This window comes from Bradyrhizobium sp. Rc2d (assembly GCF_900099855.1).
GTDB lineage: Bacteria > Pseudomonadota > Alphaproteobacteria > Rhizobiales > Xanthobacteraceae > Bradyrhizobium.
Genome location: NZ_FNCU01000026.1, coordinates 24,903 through 41,933, shown reverse-complemented (window position 1 = coordinate 41,933; position 17,031 = coordinate 24,903). Strand labels below are relative to the sequence as shown.

At 63.3% G+C, this 17,031-nt stretch carries 15 protein-coding genes and 1 pseudogene; 6 read left to right on the top strand and 10 right to left on the bottom strand.

Going from position 1 to position 17,031, the window contains the following annotated elements; all coding sequences use genetic code 11:
• Positions 1-28: 28 nt before the first annotated feature.
• Positions 29-1,078: a hydroxyacid dehydrogenase gene (locus BLV07_RS27725; protein WP_091892292.1), complete on the bottom strand. Its 1,050-nt coding sequence runs from the start codon at positions 1,076-1,078 to the stop codon at positions 29-31.
• A 243-nt stretch (positions 1,079-1,321) separates the two neighbouring features.
• Between BLV07_RS27725 and BLV07_RS27720 the strand changes: the two genes are divergently transcribed.
• The 3 genes from BLV07_RS27720 (at position 1,322) to BLV07_RS27710 (ending at position 2,952) form a co-directional block, all read left to right on the top strand.
• The gene (locus BLV07_RS27720; RefSeq protein ID WP_091892290.1) at positions 1,322-1,879 is read left to right on the top strand and encodes a thiamine pyrophosphate-binding protein; all 558 of its coding nucleotides are present in this window, start codon (positions 1,322-1,324) and stop codon (positions 1,877-1,879) included.
• A gap of 10 nt (positions 1,880-1,889) precedes the next feature.
• On the top strand, positions 1,890-2,498 hold the full coding sequence (locus BLV07_RS27715; RefSeq protein WP_091892288.1) for a thiamine pyrophosphate-dependent enzyme: 609 nt from the start codon (positions 1,890-1,892) through the stop codon (positions 2,496-2,498).
• A 76-nt stretch (positions 2,499-2,574) separates the two neighbouring features.
• Complete coding sequence (locus tag BLV07_RS27710; protein WP_091892286.1) at positions 2,575-2,952, top strand: VanZ family protein; 378 nt, start codon at positions 2,575-2,577, stop codon at positions 2,950-2,952.
• Positions 2,953-2,994: 42 nt separating this feature from the next.
• Here BLV07_RS27710 and BLV07_RS27705 read toward each other — a convergent pair whose 3' ends face one another.
• The 5 genes from BLV07_RS27705 to BLV07_RS27685 form a co-directional block, all read right to left on the bottom strand.
• A complete protein-coding gene (locus BLV07_RS27705) occupies positions 2,995-3,378 on the bottom strand; it encodes a DUF1236 domain-containing protein (protein WP_176945794.1) in 384 nt (127 codons plus the stop codon).
• A 115-nt stretch (positions 3,379-3,493) separates the two neighbouring features.
• Entirely contained in the window at positions 3,494-4,396 is a 903-nt protein-coding gene (locus BLV07_RS27700) for a 2-hydroxy-3-oxopropionate reductase (protein WP_349525477.1), read from the bottom strand.
• A gap of 195 nt (positions 4,397-4,591) precedes the next feature.
• Positions 4,592-5,377, bottom strand: coding sequence for a hydroxypyruvate isomerase (gene hyi, locus BLV07_RS27695; protein ID WP_091892280.1), 786 nt, complete (start codon positions 5,375-5,377; stop codon positions 4,592-4,594).
• Positions 5,378-5,389: 12 nt separating this feature from the next.
• Positions 5,390-7,180 (bottom strand): glyoxylate carboligase, encoded by a 1,791-nt coding sequence (gene gcl / locus BLV07_RS27690; protein WP_091892278.1) that lies wholly within the window; start codon positions 7,178-7,180, stop codon positions 5,390-5,392.
• 151 nt (positions 7,181-7,331) lie between these two features.
• Positions 7,332-9,134, bottom strand: coding sequence for an adenine deaminase C-terminal domain-containing protein (locus BLV07_RS27685; protein ID WP_091892276.1), 1,803 nt, complete (start codon positions 9,132-9,134; stop codon positions 7,332-7,334).
• A gap of 487 nt (positions 9,135-9,621) precedes the next feature.
• Between BLV07_RS27685 and BLV07_RS27680 the strand changes: the two genes are divergently transcribed.
• The gene (locus BLV07_RS27680; protein WP_091892274.1) at positions 9,622-10,029 is read left to right on the top strand and encodes a hypothetical protein; all 408 of its coding nucleotides are present in this window, start codon (positions 9,622-9,624) and stop codon (positions 10,027-10,029) included.
• A gap of 59 nt (positions 10,030-10,088) precedes the next feature.
• Here BLV07_RS27680 and BLV07_RS27675 read toward each other — a convergent pair whose 3' ends face one another.
• Positions 10,089-10,493, bottom strand: a complete 405-nt coding sequence (locus BLV07_RS27675; RefSeq protein ID WP_091892272.1) for an EF-hand domain-containing protein — start codon at positions 10,491-10,493, stop codon at positions 10,089-10,091.
• Between the two features lie 485 nt (positions 10,494-10,978).
• Here BLV07_RS27675 and BLV07_RS27670 point away from each other — a divergent pair.
• Both BLV07_RS27670 and BLV07_RS27665 read left to right on the top strand, forming a co-directional pair.
• Positions 10,979-11,717, top strand: a pseudogene (locus BLV07_RS27670) (Crp/Fnr family transcriptional regulator).
• Between the two features lie 683 nt (positions 11,718-12,400).
• A complete protein-coding gene (locus tag BLV07_RS27665) occupies positions 12,401-13,909 on the top strand; it encodes an amidohydrolase family protein (protein ID WP_091892270.1) in 1,509 nt (502 codons plus the stop codon).
• 159 nt (positions 13,910-14,068) lie between these two features.
• On the opposite strand, the gene BLV07_RS27660 is transcribed toward BLV07_RS27665, so the two are convergent.
• The 3 genes from BLV07_RS27660 to BLV07_RS27650 are packed head-to-tail and all read right to left on the bottom strand — an operon-like array spanning position 14,069 to position 17,018.
• Positions 14,069-15,568 (bottom strand): tripartite tricarboxylate transporter permease, encoded by a 1,500-nt coding sequence (locus BLV07_RS27660; RefSeq protein ID WP_091892268.1) that lies wholly within the window; start codon positions 15,566-15,568, stop codon positions 14,069-14,071.
• Positions 15,568-16,053 carry a tripartite tricarboxylate transporter TctB family protein gene (locus BLV07_RS27655; protein WP_091892266.1) on the bottom strand — a complete coding sequence of 162 codons (486 nt, stop codon included), beginning with the start codon at positions 16,051-16,053 and terminating at the stop codon, positions 15,568-15,570. Before BLV07_RS27655 ends, BLV07_RS27660 begins: the two co-directional genes overlap by 1 nt.
• A complete protein-coding gene (locus BLV07_RS27650) occupies positions 16,050-17,018 on the bottom strand; it encodes a Bug family tripartite tricarboxylate transporter substrate binding protein (protein ID WP_091892264.1) in 969 nt (322 codons plus the stop codon). Before BLV07_RS27650 ends, BLV07_RS27655 begins: the two co-directional genes overlap by 4 nt.
• Between the last annotated feature and the right edge of the window lie 13 nt (positions 17,019-17,031).

Here is a 17,031-nt window from a genome sequence, read left to right as displayed (position 1 = left end):
AATGAAGAGGAAGAGAGGGTAGCTGTCCCTACCCCGGCATCACGCCGAACGCCTGCTTGAAGCGCTCCGCATAGCGCGGCCAGACCTCGGGATTGATGATGCGCGGCGGGCGCTTGCCGTCCAGCACATCCAGCACCTGCTCGGCGGCGATGCGGCCCATGTTCTGGCGCGCCTCGATCGTCACGCCGGCGGTATGGGGGCTCGCCAGCACGTTGTCGAGCTGGAGCAGCGGATGCTCCGGCGGCGGCGGTTCCTTGGACCAGACGTCGAGGCCGGCGCCGGCGATGCGCTTGTCGCGCAACGCCTGGAGCAGCGCGTCCTCGTCGTGGATGAAGCCGCGCGCCGTGGTGATGAAATAGGCATGCGGCTGCATCAGCGCGAATTCACGCACGCTGATCATGTTGCGGCTGCCCTTGTTGAGCGGACAGGAGATCGAGACGAAATCGGCGCGGCGCAGGAGCTCGTCGAGCTCGACCTTCTCCCCGCCCCGCTCGGCCATCACCTCGGCCGACAAATAAGGGTCATAGGCCAGCACTTTCATGCCAAGCAGGCCCTTGCACAGCGCGGCGATGCGCCGGCCGACATTGCCGAGGCCGATGATGCCGACGGTCTTGCGCTCGACCTCGTTGCCGACGAGCTCGTTGCGGTTGACGTCGCGCTCGCGGCGTAGCCGGCGGTCCGACTGGATGATGCGCTTAGACAGCGTCAACATCATCGCCAGCGCGTGCTCGGCGACCGAATGGGCGTTGCCGCCGGACTGATTGACGACCACGACGCCGGCGGCCGTGCAGGCCTCGACGTCGACCGGGTCGAAGCCGGCGCCGTTGCTGGAGACGAGCAGCAAATTCGGCGCGCGCTTCAGGAAAGCGGCATCGACATGGAAATGCGGGGCGAGCTCGTCGCGGGCAGCGCCGACCTGATAGACATGGGTAGCGCCGAGGAGCGGCGCATAGACGTCTTCGGGGCTGCCGTTCTCGATGCGATCGAGCCGGACGTCGGACCGCGCCTTGAGGATGTCGATATAGATCGGATTGGCCAAATAATTGGAGTAGACGACACGCTTGCTGTTGACCGACATCAGGACCCTTCCGGCTTTCCAGGGATCAGCAAGGCCAGCGCGGCGCGCGCCCCCTCCGTGCTTCCTCCCACTTTTTCGTTGCCGCACTTATGACATGGCGGTGCCGGCCACGGCAGGCCGTCTGGCGCAGATCACGGTGCCGGCCCGGACATGTTGACAATCCCGCCCGCTGCGTCAAGTTCAGCAAAGCGCCGCGACGGCCGAAGACCAATAAGCATACAACGCGGCTCAAGGGAGAACGCAATGGCGATTGCGGAGCAGCAGACCTCGCCGCAAGGGGCCGGCGAAAGAAGCTGGCATGACATCGTCCTGCAAACCCTGAAGCGGAACGAGATCAGCCTCGTCCCTTACGTGCCCGATCGGGTGCTGACACCGCTGATCAGGAACCTGCACGCCGATCCCTTCTTCACCACCTTTGCCACCGCCCGCGAGGAGGAAGCGGTCGGCATCGTCTCGGGCGCCTGGATGGGCGGCCGCCGCGGCGCGGTGCTGATGCAGACCTCGGGTTTTGCGACGCTCGCCAACGTACTGGCCTCGCTCGCAGTGCCCTACCAGATTCCGCTGATCATGTTCGTGTCCGAGCGCGGCACGCTCGGCGAGTTCAATTACGGCCAGTCGCTGGTCTGCCGCACCATGCGCCCGGTGCTGGACTCGCTGGCGCTGGAGCATCACACCATCACCCGGCTCGACGAGCTCGAATTCATCACGGACCGCTCGATCAAGCAGGCCGTCACTACGCAGGCGCCGGTGGCGCTGATCCTCAGCCCGCTGCTCACCGGCGGCAAGGTGTTCGACAAGTGAGGTCGGCCAAATGAGCTCAAATCTGAATGCGCGCAACACCAAGGTGATGAACCGTTTCGACGTCACCTCGCGCCTGATCGCGAAGCTCGGAAACGAGGAAGCGGTGATCGGCGGCATCGGCAACACCAATTTCGATCTTTGGGCCGCCGGCCACCGCCCGCAGAATTTCTACATGCTGGGCAGCATGGGCCTCGCCTTCCCAATCGGGCTCGGGGTGGCGCTGGCGCAGCCCGACCGCCGCGTCTTCGCGCTTGAAGGCGACGGTTCGCTGCTGATGCAGCTCGGCGCGCTCTCGACGATTGCAGCCCTGAAGCCGAAGAACCTCACGATGATCGTGATGGACAATAGCATCTACCAAATTACCGGCGCACAGCCGACACCGGCCGCTGATGTCGCCGACATCGTCGCCATCGCCGTCGGGTCCGGCCTCGCCAACAGCTCCTGGGCCGCGGACGAGGAGGATTTCGAGCGCCTAGTCGAGAATGCGATGGCGGCTGCCGAGCCGAGCCTGATCGCGGTCCGGATCGACGACAAGCCGGGCGTCGGCACCACCCGGCGCGACCCCGTGCAGATACGGGAACGCTTCATGCACGGCCTCGGCGTGCGCGAGCCACTTTAATATTTCGTCATTAACTACACGTCGATCTGATATCGGGACTATACGGCCCGGTGCAAATCTGTGCTAAGCGAGCCGGATGTCCCTTTTGGTTCGTTCATTTGCCTGGCTGCTCGCGGCCGCCGTCACATTCGCAACCCTTGGTCCCCCCGGCCTCCGGCCGCATTCCGACTTCGGCCAGGACGGCGAACATGCGCTCGCCTTTATCCTGGTGGGACTGGCCTTCGGCCTCGCCTATCGGCAGCGACGCCTGCTGACCGCAGCGGCCGCGGTCGTGCTGATCGGCGTGCTCGAACTGATGCAATTTTGGGCACCTGGTCGCCATGCGCGGCTAGAGGATTTTCTGGTGGACGCGCTCACGGCCTGCCTGGGCTTTGTGCTCGCGGCCGCCGCCGATTGGGCCACCGCCCGGCTTCGCGCAAATTCGGTCCTGACGAGCGAAGGCCCCGCGGAGTGACACTCCGCAGGGCCCATTTTATCAGCGCGTAGCTTGCGCAGATCAGTCGATGATCTTGACGACGCGGCGCGTGCGCGGCTCGACGATCACGCGGCGATCATTCACGACCGCGTAGCGATACTCCGTGTAGTTCGGTACCGGGCGCAGCACCACGGTCGGCGGCAACGGCTCGCCAACCACGACGCGCTCGCGGATCACCACTGAATTGTCGCGCGGGATTCCGCCCAGAATCGCATTCGGAATTTCCAAACCGGCGCCAACGGCCGCACCGACGGTGCCGCCGACCATCGCGCCGACCGGCCCGCCGATGTCGCCGCCCGCGCGCGCGCCTTCCGCAGCGCCTTGGGCGGTGGTCGATTGAGCAAAGGCGGCGCTCGACGCCAGCAGCGACGCAGCAGCCAACGTAATCGCAAGACGGGTTTTCATATCCTTACGCCTCCAGTGATTGTTGTACACCTTCAACCCGCGGGGCCGGAGCATTGTTCCGGTTCCTGGACGGCCAAAGACGTGTCAATTCTGGAGACTGTTACCCCGTAACAGTCTAGGCCGCGGCGATCTCATGCCCTGCCATGAGTTCCAGCGCCCGCACCATCGCCGAATGATCCCAGGCCTTGCCGCCATGAGCGGTGCAGGACGAGAACAATTGCTGCGCCACCGCCGTGCTCGGCAGTGAGAGGCCAAGCGCACGCGCGCCTTCGAGCGCGAGGTTGAGATCCTTCTGGTGCAGCTCGATGCGGAAGCCGGGATCGAAATTGCGCTTCACCATGCGCTCGCCATGGACTTCGAGAATCCGCGATGAGGCAAAGCCGCCCATCAGCGCCTGCCGCACCAGGGCCGGATCCGCGCCGGCCTTCGACGCAAACAACAGTGCCTCGCTCACCGCCTCGATCGTCAGCGCGACGATGATCTGGTTGGCGACCTTCGTCGTTTGCCCGTCGCCATTGGCCCCGACCCTGGTGACGTTCTTGCCCATCTTGTCGAACACCGGCTTCATGGTGTTGAAGGCCCGCTCGGGCCCGCCGACCATGATCGTGAGGCTCGCCGCCTTGGCGCCGACCTCCCCTCCCGACACCGGCGCGTCCAAATAGTCCGCACCGAGCGCCTCGATCTTCTTGGCAAACTCCTTCGTCGCCAGTGGCGAGATCGAGCTCATGTCGACCACGATCTTGCCCTTGGAGATGCCGCTCGCCACACCGTCCTTGCCGAACAGCACGGCTTCCACATGCGGCGTGTCCGGCACCATGATGATGACAGCCTCCGCCTCCTCGGCGACCTGCTTACCCGACTTGCAGGCGATACCGCCGGCGGCGATCAGATCGGGCGCGACCGGCGCGGCATCATGCAGGAAAACGCGATGGCCCGCCGCCAGGAGATGGCCGGCCATCGGCCGTCCCATGGTGCCAAGTCCGATGAAGCCGATGTTGGTCATGTCTGTTTCTCTCAGTTGAATTGGCGAAATTTGATCGGCGCGCTCGATGCACCTCTCCCGCTTGCGGGAAAGGTCGGCACGCAGTGCCGGGTGAGGGCTTTATCCGCTTGGGGGACTTTCAACGGATATTGGCGAGCCCCATCGCGGAGACACCCTCTCCCCAGCCCTCTCCCGCAAGCCGGAGAGGGAGCCCACTGCCGCTGCGTCTGCTCACGTCTCGAACGTCTGCGCCGCGTGCCACGAGAGCCCTTCCAGCGTCGTGGTGCGCGGCTTGTATTCGCAGCCGATCCAGCCGCGATAGCCGATCGCGTCGAGGTGGCGGAACAGGAACGGATAGTTGATCTCGCCGGTGCCGGGCTCGTGGCGGCCGGGATTGTCGGCAAGCTGGATGTGGGCGATCTGGGGCAGATATTCCTGCATGGTGCGGGCGAGATCGCCCTCCATGATCTGCATGTGATAGATATCGTACTGGATGAACAGGTTGTTCGACCGCACTTCGGAGATCAGCTGCACCGCCTGCTCGGTGCCGTTGAGGTAGAAGCCGGGAATATCGAGCGTGTTGATCGGCTCGACCAGCAGCTTGATGTTCTCGCGCGCCAGCGTCGAGGCCGCAAAGCGCAAGTTTCCAACCAGCGTCTCATTGAGCTGGCGCCGGTCGGCATCGGCAGGCGCGATGCCGACGAGGCAGTTGAGCTGCTCGCAATCGAGCGCCTTGGCGTAGTCGATGGCGCGGAACACGCCGTCGCGGAATTCGGCGGTGCGATCGGGCAGGATCGCGATGCCGCGCTCGCCCGCCGCCCAGTTGCCGGCCGGCAAATTGTGCAGCACCTGCGTGAGGCCGTGCGCCTCGAGCTGCTCACGCAGCTGCGCCTTGTCGAAATCATAGGGAAAGAGATACTCGACCCCGGAAAATCCCGCCGCCTTCGCAGCAGTGAAGCGGTCGAGGAACGGCGTCTCGTTGAAGAGCATGGTGAGGTTGGCGGCGAATTTCGGCATGATGCTGTCCCCTTATTCGGCCGGCTGCAACACGCCAGACCGAGCGCTTCCGACCTCGTCGAGCGGCAGATCGAGCACTTCTTCGAACTCAACGATGTTGTCGATCTCCGTGCCCATCGCGATGTTGGTGACGCGTTCGAGGATGAACTCGACCACGACGGGCACGCGATGCTTTGCCATCAATTCGCGCGCCGTCGCGAACGCCGCCTGCGTGTCCTTCGGGTCGGTGACGCGGATCGCCTTGCAGCCGAGGCCTTCGGCGACCGCAACATGATCGACACCGTAGACGCCGATCTCGGGCGCGTTGATGTTCTCGAAAGAGAGCTGGACGTGATAGTCCATGTCGAAGCCGCGCTGGGCCTGGCGGATCAGGCCGAGATAGGAATTGTTCACGACGATGTGGATGTAGGGCAGATTGAATTGCGCGCCGACCGCAAGCTCCTCGATCAAAAACTGGAAGTCGTAATCGCCTGAGAGCGCGACGATCTCTCGCTCCGGACACGCCGCACGCACGCCGAGCGCTGCCGGCAGCGTCCAGCCGAGCGGCCCGGCCTGCCCCGCATTGATCCAGTTGCGCGGCTTGTAAACGCCGAGGAATTGCGCGCCGGCGATCTGCGACAAGCCGATCACGGTGACATAAGTGGTGTCGCGGCCGAAGGCCTTGTTCATCTCCTCGTAGACGCGCTGCGGCTTGATCGGCACGTTGTCGAAATGGCTCTTGCGCAGCATCGTCTTCTTGCGGTCGCGGCAGGATGCGGGCCACGCCTGGCGCTCGCGGAGCCTGCCTGACCGGCGCCACTCCCTGGCGACGGCGACGAACAATTCGAGCGCAGCCTTCGCGTCAGAGACGATGCCGAGATCGGGATTGAACACGCGTCCGATCTGCGTCGGCTCGATGTCCACGTGAACGAATTTACGGCCCTTGGTGTAGGTCTCGACCGAGCCGGTGTGGCGGTTGGCCCAGCGGTTGCCGATGCCGAGCACGAAATCGGATTCCAGCAGCGTGGCGTTGCCGTAGCGGTGGCTGGTCTGAAGCCCGACCATGCCGGCCATCAGCACGTGATCGTCGGGAATCGCTCCCCACCCCATCAGCGTCGGCACCACAGGCACGTTCGCGATCTCGGCGAATTCCACCAGCAGATCCGAGGCATCGGCGTTGATGATGCCGCCGCCCGCGACGATCAGCGGACGCTCGGCAGCATTGAGCATCTCCAGCGCCTTCTCAACCTGCTTGCGCGTCGCAGCCGGCTTGTAAACCGGCAGCGGCTCATAGGTCTCGTCGTCGAACTCGATCTCGGCGAGCTGCACATCGAGCGGCATGTCGATCAGCACCGGGCCCGGGCGGCCGGAGCGCATGACATGGAAGGCCTGGCTGAACACGCGCGGCACAAGCGCGGGCTCGCGCACCGTCACCGCCCATTTGGTCACGGGCTTTGCGATCGACTCGATGTCGACCGCCTGGAAGTCTTCCTTGTAGAGCCGTGCCCGAGGCGCCTGTCCGGTGATGCAGAGGATCGGAATGGAATCGGCGATGGCCGAATAGAGCCCGGTGATCATGTCGGTGCCGGCCGGCCCCGAAGTGCCGATGCAGACGCCGATATTTCCGCCCTTGGCCCGCGTATATCCTTCCGCCATGTGCGAAGCGCCCTCGACATGGCGCGCCAGGATGTGGCGGATCGAGCCGCGCTTCTTCAGCGCCGAGTAGAGCGGATTGATCGCAGCGCCGGGAACCCCGAAGGCAGTGGAGATGCCTTCCTTCTCCAGAATACGCACGGCTGCATCGACGGCTCGCATCTTCGCCATATCGGACCTCGCTTGGTTGCGTCAGCGAGCGAGATGATCGGGCGCGCAAGATGCGATCTCAACGAGATCGATTTTATTTTCCACGATGCGGCAGCCGCGGAAAAATCGCGGCGGTCTCAATTGGTTAGATGAATAAATGCGTGAAAGCGCCTCACTCGAACAGCGGCGCCAGCTCCATCTGCGGCACCAGCACGAGGCCCTTGTCGGTGATGCGAATTTCCGGAATGACCGATAGCGGAATCAAATTGAAGCCCATGTAGGGGATGGTGCAGCCACCCTCTGCCCATTCCTTCTTGAGCGCCTTGACCTCTTCGGCCACTTCCGTGACGCGCTTGTCGGAGAGCAGGCCCGCAATCGGCAGCGGGACCAGTGCCCTCACCTTGCCGTCGGCGACGACGCAAACGCCGCCCTGATGGTCTTTGATCGCTGATATCGCGACCTGCATATCGCTCTCGTTGGTTCCAGCGACGATGATGTTATGGCTGTCGTGCCCAACGCTGGAGGCGACCGCGCCGCGCTTGAGGCCAAAATCCTTCAACAGGCCGTACGCGACGTTGCCGGCGGACTTGCCATGACGCTCGACCACGGTAACGAAACACAGGCCGTAGCGCGCGAACAGCAATGTCCAGTCTTTTGCGGGCTCGATCGCGACCTTCTCGTGGATCAGCGTGATGCCGGGCAGCGCAGTCTTGATCGCATTGACGGTGCAAGCTTTTGCCGGCAGTTCCGGCGTCAGCTTGACCCTCTCGGGCAGTTTCACGGTGGCATAAGCAGCCTTCGGATATTGATAGCGCTGCGACAGCGCCTGATCGAGCCGGGAGGTGATCTTGCCGTGCTCGACCACGAGCTCGCCGCCATACCAGGTGCATTGCGGCTTGAGTTGATCGTCCATCAGCACGAGATCGGCGCGGCGGCCTCCACCGAGCCCACCGATATCGCCGTCCATGGCGAAGCGCGTGGCACCATGCAGCGAGCCCATCGACCAGGCCTGCTCCGGCGACATCCCCGCCTTCACCGCTTCGCGCACCACCCAATCGAGGCCGAACAGCAGCAGGTCGTCAGCATCGCGGTCATCGGTGCAGACCGCCGTGCGCTTGTGCGAGGCCCCGAGCTCGGTGATGGTCCGGATTGCCTGCGGCAGCGAATGCCAGGGCGTCGTCGGCGGACCGCCGCGCAGGAAAACCCAGACGCCGGCGTCGAGCAGGTCGTCGGCGATGTCGCGGTCGATCGCCTCGTGCGTGTCGGTGACGCCGCTCGCCGCATACGCCGCGACGAATTCGCGGCCATAGACGTGACCGCACACCGGCCGGCCCCGCTTCAATGCTGCCGCCAGGATGGCGTGGCTGCGTTCGTCGCCCATCGTCACCGGAACGAAATCCATCTTCTCGCCGAGCGCCACCGCTTCGGGCCAGCGGTCAAACAGGCCCGCGATCTTGTCCGGCGTGAGATCACCGCCGGCCGTCTCCAACTCCGCCGACGTTGCCGGCACTGTGCTCGGCACTGTCAAAAAGATGGAGAGCGGCGCCTCGCGGGCATCCTCGAGCATCGCCTCGACACCGGCGACGTCCATGACGTTGCCGATCTCGTGGCTGTCGCAGAAGATCGTGGTGGTGCCGTTGAGCAGCGCGGCCTCCGCATAGGCGCAGGCCGTCACCATCGAGGATTCGATGTGGATGTGGGGATCGACGAGGCCGGGCGCGATGATGCCGCCGGCCGCGTCATAGAGCGGCACGTCACTCCACACCTTCTTCGCTGCACCGGCCGGCTTCACCGCCGCGATGCGGCCGCCGGTAATCCAGACTTCCCGGCCCGGATGGATACGTTCCGAATAGGTCGAGAGCACCCGCGCGCCGGTGACGATCAGATCCGGCGCGGCGCGTGCGGATGCGACATCGGTGAGGCGCCGCGTCATGCTGTGCAGCGGCGCGACGGAGAAGCGGGTGAGCTTGGTCATCGGGGCTCTCGCGTGGGAATGGGCAGCCCGGCGATGGTTGCCGCCGATGGCGGCGAGGGCAACTCAAATAATACGGCACCCGTGCTTACGGATTGGGCAGACGCGCCCCGCCTTCTAATTTCCGCTATGGCATGTACTCATAAATCACGCGCTTAGTTTGGGCGCTCCAGATGTCCGCTCGTCCCTCAACAGTGGCACAAACAGCAGACATAGTTGAAGGTCGCCGATGGGCCAAATTCCGGACATTCGGCCGCAGTGTCTTCGTGCGTCGCCACCTGTTCCCCGGATGCGTCAGGTGACGTAGAATATCACTGCCCTTGAGGCGGGACGTGCCGAAATCACCGTCCGGGTAAATGAGCGGCATTGGTGCTATCGGCAGGCACGCTCTCTTAGAGACCGTCCTTTTTTCGGTTTCGCTCCACCGTTCACCACGAACTTTGCGCGCTGCTTATGCAACGGCTCGTTCGGTAATGTCGGGAGAAAAGCGATGAGCAAGGTCGATCGAAGGTCTGCACTGGGATTCGGGTTGGCAGCGGCTTCGGCTGCCATGATCAAGCCAGCCGCCGCGCAAACCACAGGCTACAAGGATACGACGCCTTGGCCAGGTGTCGTGGTGCGTGAATATGAAGGCGAGACACCATCCCTGATCCCAGGTTTTAAGACCGTCTCAATGCGCGATATCATTATGCAGCCGGGGTCGAAGACCATGGGGCCCCCGATGATGAATGCCATGGTCTGCCATATCACCGAAGGGGAGCTTCGGCTTGACCAGGAGGGAAAGACCTTTACGGGCAAGAAGAATTTTGTCTGGACCTGCAACAAGGACACGAAAGAACAGGCGTACAACGATGGGAGTGTGGTCGCGATTATGCGGATCACGGACCTGAAGGCTTAAGGCTCATTTCTTCGGGGGCGGATGGCGCACGCGACGCGCGCCATCCGCGCCGGAGCCGATCACCTGGTGCCGTGTATGAACACTTGCATCTCCTCCAGGGTCAGCTTGCCATCTTTATTGCTGTCCATTGCCTTGAAAATCCGCTCGTGAGCTGCCTGAAACTCCTGCAGTGAGATGGTCCCATCGCCGTCGGCGTCCATCAGAGCGAACATCATGCGCATCATAAAGGGTGATCCCATCGCGCTCCCACCCATCATGCCGCGCCCCATCATACGTCCTCCCATCATTCCGTGCCCCATCATGCCGCCTTGCCCCATCGTGCTCGCGCCTTCCTGGCCCGTGGGATGGGATTGCATTTGTTGCTGATCTGGCTGGGGTGTCATTCGGTCTTGTGCGATCGCACCGACCGGGCCGTACGTCAGCATGAGAGCAGATATCGTGAGTCCCAGAACGCGCGTGTACATTTCGAACCTCCTCCGAAACGTGTAGCCTGTCTCATTAATTCGGCACGAGTAATATCGATCCTCTGGTCCCAGCCTTCGCCTACGCACCCCGCACACACTGCGACCGCGCGCAAGAGCAGCTTCGGGTCAGAATCGGCGGTCTGCACTGCCTGCAAGCTGCTTCCGGTCTACACTAAGCAGCCGACGCTCGGACGAGCTTCGAGCTAGGCAGCATCGGGCCAACGGCGGGAACCCCTTATGATGTTACCCATACCCATTTTGCAATTGTGTCGGCGTGGCGCTCGGATCTAATTGAATGATCCTGCAACAGCAGAATTCGCCCCCGCGTCGCGTGTGCTTGGAGTTTCATTTTTGCGGTTAAGAGCTTTCGCATCTGAATTGGATTTCGAAGCGAAAAGCATACGCGAATTCAAACAAAGTTTGAGGTTGTCGCCATATGCCGCTCGAAATGCGATGGGGCGGATGTTTCGCATCGGGCTGCAGTGATGCTTGTAAGCGGAGTTGGTAACCGGCTTCTGGCAGCACTGCCGACCGCGGACTTCGATCTTCTGGCACCCGACCTACAGATGGTAACTCTCGATCGGGAAGAGGTCGTCTCGCGGGTGGGGGATCACACCGAGCACGTCCTCTTCCCTCATAGTGGCGCCGTTTCGGTGATGGTCGATATGGCGAATGGGCAGACGGTCGCCAGCGCCGCAATAGGGCGCGAGGGAGCAGTGGGCACTATCCGTGCTGGGGCCGTCCCCTGCGGCCGTTACGGCTATCGTTCGTGCCGAGGGGACGGCCTCGCGGATCCCGGCAGCGCGTTTCCATGCCGCTTTCAGCCGGAGTCCTGCGATCCGGCACGTAGTCCAGCTGCACTTCAAGGCGATGCTGATACAGTTTCAATTGGGCGGGGCTTGCAACGCACTGCATCCCGTCCAAGCCCGCATGGCACGCTGGCTGCTTCAACTTCACGACAGCATCAACCACGACGTCCTTCCTCTCACCCAGGACGCGCTTTCGCAGATGTTGGGTGTACGACGAACGACGGTGACGCTACTGATGCGCAATCTGCGCGCTTCCGGAGCGATCAGATCTGAGCGGCGAGGCGAAATCGAGATCGACTCATCGCGGCTCGCTGCGGTGGCGTGCGAATGCCGCGACACCATGCGGCTCGAACTCGAGAAGATCTTCTCTATGGGTGCAGCGGCATCTCGCGTTTTCGATCTGCCGATCCAGTAGATGAAACGGGCGATGCTAGCCGTTTCGGCGCGTCCGCGTAAAACCGGCGAGCACGATGCTCGAATAGCATCGCCGGATGCGCATCCTTCTGACCGGGCTGCGGCCCAATGCGGTGAGGATCTCCCACCCCAACGTCCGTAACGGGTCAAAAGCGCTGGTCCATGACCAAGCGCTGAAGCGGTCCATATCGGATGCGCTATTCGAACACTGCGCGTTGAGGTCGGCTATGGGTCCAAAAGCAGCAGTTAACGCAGCCACCGTATGAGGATCTCCGGCAGAGAGTCGAGATGGCAGCCGCTGCTGCGGTGTTCGGCTCGGGGGCATGAGCCGACGCAGTCCATTTGAGCAACGAGCCTTTCACTTCGACTGAAATCGATCAGATGACAGAATGATGCGGCGTTGGGACAGCGTGACTGTCGGATCACATCGCTTGCGCGAATAGAAGTTTGAGCATTGAATCAGCGCGGATACCCACAACTGCAAGTGATTTCTCGGGTATGCCTGCCGCTCTAGCAAGATGAAGCGATGCAGAGGTTCGCCTAGGCTTCGGGCGCGTGATGGCTTCATGCGTAGCTGAACCGGAGAGGTACGCCTAGTCGGTCCTGCCAACTGATTGAGAGTAGCCACACGCGCCTCATGCGCGCACCTAGCGCGGTCGACGGCCAACAAACGGGAGGAGAACAATGAGCACCTGGCTTAGTGAGCGAGAACAGCGTCTCGTCGCGGGCGCGGAGGCGGCATCGGCGGCAACGCCTATCCCGACCCAGATTATCTCCAATGGAGAGTATCTCCCGCCCCCGCAGAGCGATACGCAAAAGAAGGTCGAGGCACGGATCAACGAGCTCGCTGATGTCAACGGCAGGCACCTCGGCTTGAGCCGCAGGCAGTTCTTGCACACGAGCTGCGGCATGGCGGCAGCGTTCCTCGCCATGAACGACATCTACGGCAATGTTTTCCAGGTCGCGCCCGCTGAAGCCCGCGAGCCCGAGCTGATGCTGGCCCGCGCGCAGAGCCTTGCAGGCCAATTCATCTTCGACGTCCAGACTCATTTCGTGCGGGACGACTTCGACCACAAGGAGCTGTTGGGGCTGGCGGACTTTGCGAGCCAGCACTGGAATCCGAAGATGAAAGAGGAAGGCGTCTCTTCGCTCGCCCGCTACAAGTTCCAGAACTATGTGAAAGAGATCTACTACGACAGCGACACCAACATGGCGCTCCTGAGCGGCGCGCCCTTCGACGACCCGAGTTGGTGGCTGCTGTCCAATGAGCAGATCGTCAAGGCGCGAGAACTGATCAACGACTTCGCCGGTTCGCGCCGCCTGCTGGCGCATAGCGTCATCACCCCCAAGCAACCCGGCTGGATGGACGAGGTGGACAAGGCAATCGAGGTCTACAAACCGGATTCCTGGAAGTCCTACACGATTGGCGATCCGCTGGCGCCCTCGAAGTTCCCATGGCGGCTCGACGACGAGCAGGTGATGTATCCGTTCTACGAGAAAGCGGTGAAGGCCGGCATCAACACACTGTGCATCCACAAGGGGTTGCTGCCGCCCGATTACGAGAAGTCGTTCGCCGGCGTCTGGGAATATGCAACAGCGTGGGACATCGGAAAAGCCGCGAAGGATTGGCCGCAGATGAACTTCGTGATCTATCACTCGGCGCTGCGGCCGTTCCTCGAGCTACCCGATCACGCGTGGGCGGATTTCGAGCAGACCGGCCGTATCCAGTGGGCCACCGATCTTGCGGAAGTCCCGCAGAAGTTTGGCGTCGCCAACGTCTATGCCGAGCTCGGCACGTCCTTTGCCAACTCGGCCGTGGCGCATCCGAAGTTCTGCGCCGCGCTGATCGGCACGCTGATAAAGGGGATGGGTGTTGATCACGTCATGTGGGGCACCGACTCGGTCTGGTACGGCTCACCACAGTGGCAGATCGAGGCGCTGCGCCGGCTCGAAATCCCCGAGGATATGCAAAAGAAGTACGGCTTTGCGGCGCTTGGCGATGCCAACAGCGCTACCAAGCAGCTGATCTTCGCGGGCAACGCAACCAGATTCTACAAGATCAAACTGAAATCGGCCGAGAATACCAGGATGCCGGCCTTTTCCGAGGACCGCCTCGCGGCGCTCAAGAACGAGTACACGCAAGCTTCGAAGCAACCGTCGAACCTGCGCTACGGCTACGTTCGCGCCGCCTAGGAACGATGCCAACAGCGTGGGCAAGCTCCGCTGGCAATGGACGCGCGGCTGCCGCAAATCCGACTTCGGCTCAGAGTCACCAGCAGTAATGCTCTGGCCGATCAGAGATTTCCGCTCGGCCCTCAGGAGCCGACATTACTTCATGAGTACACGCCCTAACTAATCCTCGTTCGCCTTGAACCGCCCGAGACCCTTCAACACGAAGGGCGCCAGCAGCGCGATCAGCGCGACACCAAGCAAGGTCGCCGAGATCGGGCTCTGAACCAGCGTTATGGGATCGCCGAGGCTGATCGCGAGCGCCCGGCGCAACTGGCTCTCGGCGATCGGACCGAGGATCAGGCCGACGACGACGGGCGCGATCGGAAAATCGAAGCGGCGCATCAAAAAGCCGAGCACACCAAAGCCGGCCAGCATCGACAATTCGACCACCGACGGCTTTGCCGCGATGGTGCCCATGGTCGCGAACACGAGGATGCCGGCATAGAGCCACGGCTGCGGGATCGCGAGCAGCCGCACCCACAGGCCGACCAGCGGCAGATTGAGCACAAGCAGCATCGCATTGGCGATGAACAGGCTGGCAATCAGGCCCCACACCAGGTCCGGCCGTTCGGCGAACAGCAGCGGCCCCGGGTTGAGGCCGTATTGCTGGAAACCCGCCAGCATCATCGCGGCCGTCGCCGACGTCGGAAGCCCGAGCGTGAGCAGCGGCACCAGCGTGCCGGCGGCAGAGGCATTGTTGGCGGCTTCCGGTCCCGCGACACCTTCGATCGCACCCTTGCCGAACTCTTTCGGATGTTTCGTGAGCCGCTTCTCGGTCGAATAGGAGAGGAAGGTCGGAATCTCCGCACCGCCCGCGGGCAGCGCGCCGATTGGGAAGCCGAACATGGTGCCGCGCAGCCACGGCTTCCACGACCGTTTCCAATCCTGCTTCGTCATCCACAGCGAGCCGCGCACCGGCTCGAGCTTCTCCTCGGTGTGGTGGCGGCGCGATGCGACGTAGAGCGCCTCGCCCACCGCGAACAGGCCGACCGCAAGCGTCGTCACCTCGACGCCATCGAGCAATTCAGGCACGCCGAACGTAAGCCGCGCCTGCCCGGTCAGCTTGTCGATGCCGACGAGACCAAGCGTAAGGCCGATGAACAGGCTGGTCAGGCCTCGGACCGGGGAATCGCCGAAGGTCGCCGACACCGTGACGAAGGCGACGCACATCAGCGCGAAGTAATCCTCGGGGCCGAAGCGCACAGCGAAATCGACCAGCCACGGCGCGAGGAATGCCAGCCCGATGGTCGCGATGGTACCGGCGACGAAGGAGCCGATCGCCGATGTCGCAAGCGCCGGCCCGCCGCGGCCGGCCTTGGCCATCTTGTTGCCTTCGAGCGCGGTCGCCATCGAGGCGCTCTCGCCGGGTGTGTTGATGAGGATCGCGGTGGTCGAGCCGCCATACATGCCGCCATAATAGATGCCGGCGAACATGATCAGCGAGCCGCCGGGGTCGAGCTTGTAGGTCACCGGCAGCAGCAGCGCGACCGTCAGCGCCGGGCCGATGCCGGGCAGCACGCCCACGGCCGTGCCGAGGAAGACGCCGATCAGCGCATAGAGCAGATTCATCGGCTGGACGGCGACCGCCATGCCATGTGCCAGCGCGGCAAAAGTGTCCATCACAGCAGTCGCTCCAGGGGGCCGGCCGGAAGGCTCAGCGTCAGCAGCCGGTCGAACGCGAGATAAATGAGGGTCGACATCACGAGAGCGATGATGGAATCGGCGAGGACGGCACGACGCCCGAAGGCCGCCGAGGTCGTCACGAACAGCGCCGAGGTCGCCAGGATGAAGCCGCCGCCGAAGCCGATGATGGCGATCAGAAGCGCAAGGCCAATGAGGATCAAGACCACAGGCACGGGATCGGAACTCTCGCGCGCCGGCAGATTACCGCGCAGCGCGTCGATGAAATTGCCGATCGCAAGCAGCGCAAGGCCGGAGGCGACCACGACTGGCATCGCCTCGGGTCCCATCCCGTACATCGCGCCGGATTGCAGCCCGCGCGAATCCCAGACCAGCACCACGGCGAGACCTGCGAGCAGTGCGGCGATGACGAGGCCAGCGCGATCGACGCGCCGGTGCGGGTGGGCGGGATCGCCTGAGATCATGACTTGACCAGGCCGACCGATTTCAGCACGTCGGTGACGCGCACCGTTTCCTTTTTCAGGAAGTTGGCAAAGGCATCGCCGCCGAGATAGGCATCCTCCCAGCCCTTCTGCTTGAGGATCTCCTTCCAGGCGTCCGACTTCACCATCTTCTCGACCGCATCGCTAAGTGTCTTGCGCTGCTCCGGCGTGATGCCGGGAGGTGCGACCACCGAGCGCCAGTTGGCGATCACGAGGTCGATGCCCTGCTCCTTGAAAGTCGGGATGTCGCTGCCGGCGATGCGCTTCTCTGAGGTCACGCCGATCGCGCGCAGCTTGCCGGACTTGATCTGCCCTTCATATTCGCTCAGCCCCGAAATGCCCGCGGTGACCTTGCCGCCGAGAATGGCGGCGAGCGACTCGCCGCCGCCGGAGAACGGGATGTAGTTGATCTTCTTCGCGTCGGCGCCGACGGCGCCGGCGAACAGCGCCGCCATCACGTGATCGACGCCGCCGGCCGAGCCGCCGGCGAAGGTCACCTTGGCGATATCGGCCTTCACCGCGGCGGCCAGATCCTGCCCGGTCTTGATCGGCGAATTCGCGGGCACCACGATCACCTGGATCTCCTCGGTGAGGCGCGCGATCGGCGTCACCTGGTCCAGCGTGACCGGCGACTTGTTCATGGCGAGCGCGCCCACCATGACGAAGCCGTTGACCATCATCTGGTTGCCGTCGCCCTTGGCGCCGTTGACGAACTGGGCGATGCCGACGCTGCCACCCGCGCCGGGAACGTTGGTGACCTGCACGCTGCGCGCGACGCCCGAGGCGACCAGCGCCTGCTGCATCGAGCGCGCGGTCTGGTCCCAGCCCCCGCCCGGTGCCGCCGGCGCCATCAGCTTGAGCTCGAGCTGCTGGGCAAAAGCCGGATTGGCTGCCGCAAGGGTCAGCGCGACGGCTGCGCCGACAAGGCGCGCGGGAAAGTGAAACATGGGGGCATCTCCA